2 tRNA genes and 3 rRNA genes are annotated in these 5,857 nt (G+C 47.7%); all 5 read right to left on the reverse strand.

Features of this window, described 5'->3' with window-relative positions:
* Positions 1-295 precede the first annotated feature (295 nt).
* Positions 296-404, reverse strand: a 5S ribosomal RNA gene (gene rrf / locus EGM47_RS16205).
* An 85-nt stretch (positions 405-489) separates the two neighbouring features.
* Positions 490-3,302, reverse strand: a 23S ribosomal RNA gene (locus tag EGM47_RS16210).
* A gap of 145 nt (positions 3,303-3,447) precedes the next feature.
* A tRNA-Ala gene (locus tag EGM47_RS16215) sits at positions 3,448-3,521 on the reverse strand.
* Positions 3,522-3,702: 181 nt separating this feature from the next.
* Positions 3,703-3,776 (reverse strand) — tRNA-Ile (locus EGM47_RS16220).
* 149 nt (positions 3,777-3,925) lie between these two features.
* A 16S ribosomal RNA gene (locus EGM47_RS16225) occupies positions 3,926-5,451 on the reverse strand.
* The 16S, 23S and 5S rRNA genes sit together here with 2 tRNA genes alongside, the layout of an rRNA operon.
* Positions 5,452-5,857: the final 406 nt, after the last annotated feature.

The raw sequence follows: 5,857 nt of genomic DNA on the forward strand, positions 1-5,857 counted from the left end.
CCTAGGAATGTATCACACTTTAGCGCACAAAACTACGGTGCAGAATCGCTCATCAAACCTGTATAATTGATCACGGTCGTAATACAATGAGCAAGGGAAAACTATAGAATTGATAATTCCAATACAACGAGCCTTCTCACTTAAATAATGAAAGCAACCGGATTGTTCTTAAACCATTTAGAATTGAAAGTCAAAATACGGCGAAGTATCAATTGAGATGAACGTTGGCCAGAGGCAGTCCCCTTGGTTACAGGGTATAAAAAAACCCGATTGTAAGAAACAATCGGGTTTAAAAAGAAGGCGGCGACATACTCTCCCACAAATAGCAGTACCATCTGCGCAAATGGGCTTAACTTCTCTGTTCGGAAAGGTAAGAGGTGAGCCCCATCGCTATAACCACCTTAAAGGTTTCGGTTCTATAAAGAACCGTATGTGTTGACATATTGAAAAAACAATCGAAAAAAACGGTAATTTGAGTTTGGCTTTGGAACATCCAAGCTTACGGGTAATTAGTATCACTCGGCTATGACATTACTGCCTTTACACCTGTGACCTATCAACGTGGTAGTCTTCCACGACCCTTTAAAGAAATCTCATCTTGTGATGGGTTTCGCGCTTATATGCTTTCAGCGCTTATCCCTTCCCGACGTAGCTACCCAGCAATGCCCCTGGCGGAACAACTGGTAGACCAGCGGTCAGTCCAACTCGGTCCTCTCGTACTAAAGTCAGATTCACTCAAATTTCTTGCGCCCACTACAGATAGAGACCGAACTGTCTCACGACGTTCTGAACCCAGCTCGCGTGCCACTTTAATGGGCGAACAGCCCAACCCTTGGGACCTTCTCCAGCCCCAGGATGTGACGAGCCGACATCGAGGTGCCAAACCCCCCCGTCGATGTGAGCTCTTGGGGGAGATCAGCCTGTTATCCCCGGCGTACCTTTTATCCTTTGAGCGATGGCCCTTCCATGCGGAACCACCGGATCACTATGCTCTACTTTCGTACCTGATCGACCTGTATGTCTCTCAGTCAAGCTCCCTTATGCCATTGCACTCTACGCACGGTTACCAAGCGTGCTGAGGGAACCTTTAGAAGCCTCCGTTACTCTTTTGGAGGCGACCACCCCAGTCAAACTACCCACCAAGCAATGTCCCCCGTAAGGGGTTAGACTTCAAATAAGCAAAGGGTGGTATTTCAACAATGACTCCACAACGCCTGGCGACGCCGCTTCATAGTCTCCCACCTATCCTACACATTACTTATCCAAAATCAATACTAAGCTATAGTAAAGGTGCACGGGGTCTTTTCGTCCCGTAGCGGGTAATCGGCATCTTCACCGATACTACAATTTCACCGAGCTCATGGCTGAGACAGTATCCAAATCGTTACACCATTCGTGCAGGTCGGAACTTACCCGACAAGGAATTTCGCTACCTTAGGACCGTTATAGTTACGGCCGCCGTTTACCGGGGCTTCAATTCAGATCTTCGCCGAAGCTAAACCCTCCTCTTAACCTTCCGGCACCGGGCAGGTGTCAGGCCCTATACATCAACTTTCGTTTTAGCAGAGCCCTGTGTTTTTGATAAACAGTCGCTTGGATCTTTTCACTGCGCCCTATACTAGATAGGGGACCTTTCTCCCGAAGTTACAGGTCAATTTTGCCTAATTCCTTAGCCATGAATCACTCGAGCACCTTAGAATTCTCATCCCAACCACCTGTGTCGGTTTACGGTACGGGCTGCTTCACTCGCTTTTCTTGGAAGTTGCTACTCTGGATTATCCGCTTGGCCGTAGCCTTACGGTACTATCTCCCGATTCCTCGGGATTCAACGTACTATTCCGTCAGTACGCACCAAATTCACACCTCCGTCACTTTCAACGTGAGCAGGTACAGGAATATTAACCTGTTGTCCATCCACTTCTCCCTTCGGATACGCGTTAGGACCCGACTAACCCTCAGCTGATTAGCATAGCTGAGGAAACCTTGGTCTTTCGGTGAGGGGGTTTCTCGCCCCCTTTATCGTTACTTATGCCTACATTTTCGTTTCCATGCGCTCCAAAATCCCTCACAGGATATCTTCTGCGCACATGGAATGCTCCCCTACCACCCACAATGGGGTCCATAGCTTCGGTAGTATGTTTATGCCCGATTATTATCCATGCCGTACCGCTCGACTAGTGAGCTGTTACGCACTCTTTAAATGAATGGCTGCTTCCAAGCCAACATCCTAGCTGTCAGTGCAGTACAACCTCGTTTATTCAACTTAACATACATTTGGGGACCTTAGCTGATGGTCTGGGTTCTTTCCCTTTCGGACATGGACCTTAGCACCCATGCCCTCACTGCTAGCCCACATTTTATAGCATTCGGAGTTTGTCAGGAATTGGTAGGCGGTGAAGCCCCCGCATCCAATCAGTAGCTCTACCTCTATAAAACTTAGCTAACGCTGCACCTAAATGCATTTCGGGGAGTACGAGCTATTTCCGAGTTTGATTGGCCTTTCACCCCTACCCACAGGTCATCCGAAGACTTTTCAACGTCAACCGGTTCGGGCCTCCACTGTGTGTTACCACAGCTTCACCCTGCCCATGGGTAGATCACACGGTTTCGCGTCTACCACTGCTAACTATACGCCCTATTCAGACTCGCTTTCGCTACGGCTGCGGACCTGAAGTCCTTAACCTTGCTAACAACGGTAACTCGTAGGCTCATTATGCAAAAGGCACGCCGTCACCCGAAGGCTCCGACCGCTTGTAAGCGTATGGTTTCAGGATCTATTTCACTCCCTTATTCAGGGTACTTTTCACCTTTCCCTCACGGTACTGGTTCACTATCGGTCTCTCAGGAGTATTTAGCCTTAGCGGATGGTCCCGCTTGATTCATACAGGGTTTCACGTGCCCCGCACTACTCAGGATACCACTATCGTTAACAAAACTTGCCAATACGGGACTATCACCCTCTTTGGTTCTCCTTTCCAGAAGATTCTCATTGATCTTGCAACAAATGTCGTGGTCCTACAACCCCACTGATGCCGTAACATCAGTGGTTTGGGCTATTCCGCGTTCGCTCGCCACTACTAGCGGAATCACTTTTGTTTTCTCTTCCTCCGGCTACTTAGATGTTTCAGTTCACCGGGTTTGCCCCTTTCGGTACTATATCTTCAATATAGTGGGTTGCCCCATTCGGAAATCTGCGGATCAAATCGTATGTGCCGATCCCCACAGCTTATCGCAGCTTATCACGTCCTTCATCGCCTCTGAGAGCCTAGGCATTCCCCATACGCCCTTAATTTGCTTATGATGTTCCATGCACACCGCAACGATACGGTATGCATTGCCTTACTCTATTTTACTATTTTGCAAGTACGTCGTTAAAACGTACCTACGTTACTCGTTTAATCTTTTCAATATGTCAATGAACGGTAGCGGTAATTAATTACCGACTCGTGGAGAATATCGGAGTCGAACCGATGACCTCCTGCGTGCAAGGCAGGCGCTCTAGCCAGCTGAGCTAATCCCCCATTGGTAAATTCAGAATCTCGAATTCAGAATTATCTATGTTGAATCCTCAACCTCTAAAATTTCCTTCAATATAAATATGAACTAATATGAAAATCTCACAATCTCCATATATATCTCTAGCCTCAGACAAAAACACATCAACATCATTAGACCTCAACGTCTCGCATGTCTTGCGACTTGTAGTCTCAGGCAGACTCGAACTGCCGACCTCTACATTATCAGTGTAGCGCTCTAACCAGCTGAGCTATGAGACTGTATGGCTCCCCTTTTCGGAAAAACCGGTCCTGCGACCTTTATTTTTAAAATTGACAGCAATATCATTACAATAAATAAACACACCAATCGGATGTCCCATTTAGTATGGGAGCGTCCATTCTTCGTTCCATTATTTCAGGAACTCCAGAAAGGAGGTGTTCCAGCCGCACCTTCCGGTACGGCTACCTTGTTACGACTTAGCCCCAGTTACCGGTTTTACCCTAGGCAGCTCCTTGCGGTCACCGACTTCAGGCACCCCCAGCTTCCATGGCTTGACGGGCGGTGTGTACAAGGCCCGGGAACGTATTCACCGCATCATGGCTGATATGCGATTACTAGCGATTCCAGCTTCACGCAGTCGAGTTGCAGACTGCGATCCGAACTGAGATAGGGTTTGTAGATTCGCTCCTCCTCGCGGAGTGGCTGCTCTCTGTCCCCACCATTGTAGCACGTGTGTGGCCCAGGACGTAAGGGCCGTGATGATTTGACGTCATCCCCACCTTCCTCACGGTTTGCACCGGCAGTCTCTCTAGAGTCCCCGACATGACTCGCTGGCAACTAGAAATAGGGGTTGCGCTCGTTATAGGACTTAACCTGACACCTCACGGCACGAGCTGACGACAACCATGCAGCACCTTGCAATATGTCCGAAGAAAAGTCTGTTTCCAAACCTGTCATACTGCATTTAAGCCCTGGTAAGGTTCCTCGCGTATCATCGAATTAAACCACATGCTCCACCGCTTGTGCGGGCCCCCGTCAATTCCTTTGAGTTTCATTCTTGCGAACGTACTCCCCAGGTGGGTTACTTATCACTTTCGCTTGGCCACCCAGTACTCAAACGTACCGGACAGCTAGTAACCATCGTTTACGGCGTGGACTACCAGGGTATCTAATCCTGTTCGCTACCCACGCTTTCGTCCCTCAGCGTCAATGCATTGTTAGTGATCTGCCTTCGCAATCGGTATTCTATGTAATATCTAAGCATTTCACCGCTACACTACATATTCTAACCACTTCACAATGATTCAAGACTAACAGTATCAATGGCAGTGCCGGAGTTGAGCCCCTGCATTTCACCACTGACTTATCAGCCCGCCTACGGACCCTTTAAACCCAATGATTCCGGATAACGCTTGCACCCTCCGTATTACCGCGGCTGCTGGCACGGAGTTAGCCGGTGCTTATTCTTACGGTACCGTCAACTCTCCACACGTGGAGAGGTTTCTTCCCGTACAAAAGCAGTTTACAACCCATAGGGCCGTCTTCCTGCACGCGGCATGGCTGGATCAGGCTCTCGCCCACTGTCCAATATTCCTCACTGCTGCCTCCCGTAGGAGTCTGGTCCGTGTCTCAGTACCAGTGTGGGGGATCTCCCTCTCAGGACCCCTACCCATCGTAGCCTTGGTGAGCCGTTACCTCACCAACTAGCTAATGGGACGCATACTCATCTATCACCGTAACCTTTAATTGCATCTCCATGCGAAGTCGCAATACTATGAGGTGTTAATCCAAATTTCTTCGGGCTATCCCTCAGTGATAGGCAGATTGTATACGCGTTACGCACCCGTGCGCCGGTCGCCATCTTCCAGCAAGCTGGAAATGCTGCCCCTCGACTTGCATGTGTTAGGCCTGCCGCTAGCGTTCATCCTGAGCCAGGATCAAACTCTTCATCGTAGAATCTTTTAATAAGATCAATCGTTTGGACTAATCCCACCAAAAAAGACTATCCAATTGGCGTCGTGTTTATCTATCATACTATCTTAACCTTAACCTGAAATCAATCCCTAAAGATTAATCTCGGTCAAAAATTGTGCTGTCAATTCAATATCTCAATGAACATCTTCAAAATCCAAAACCAAAATCATAAGACCAAATCCATCACGATTCAGTAGTTGATATTTCAGCTTTTTTGAAGAACTTTTCGCTCCTAAAAACATATACTTGTTTTCCTAAGCGGGTGCAAATATACAGACACTATTTCTTTCCAACCAAACTTTTCTGCAAAAAAATTAAAGTTTTTTTAAACCCAATTCTCAATTACCTCATTTCCAATACCAAACACAAAAAGTTTTTTTTAGCC

The sequence above is a fragment of the Nonlabens xiamenensis genome, from assembly GCF_003865345.1.
In the GTDB taxonomy this organism is placed as follows: Bacteria; Bacteroidota; Bacteroidia; order Flavobacteriales; family Flavobacteriaceae; genus Nonlabens; species Nonlabens xiamenensis.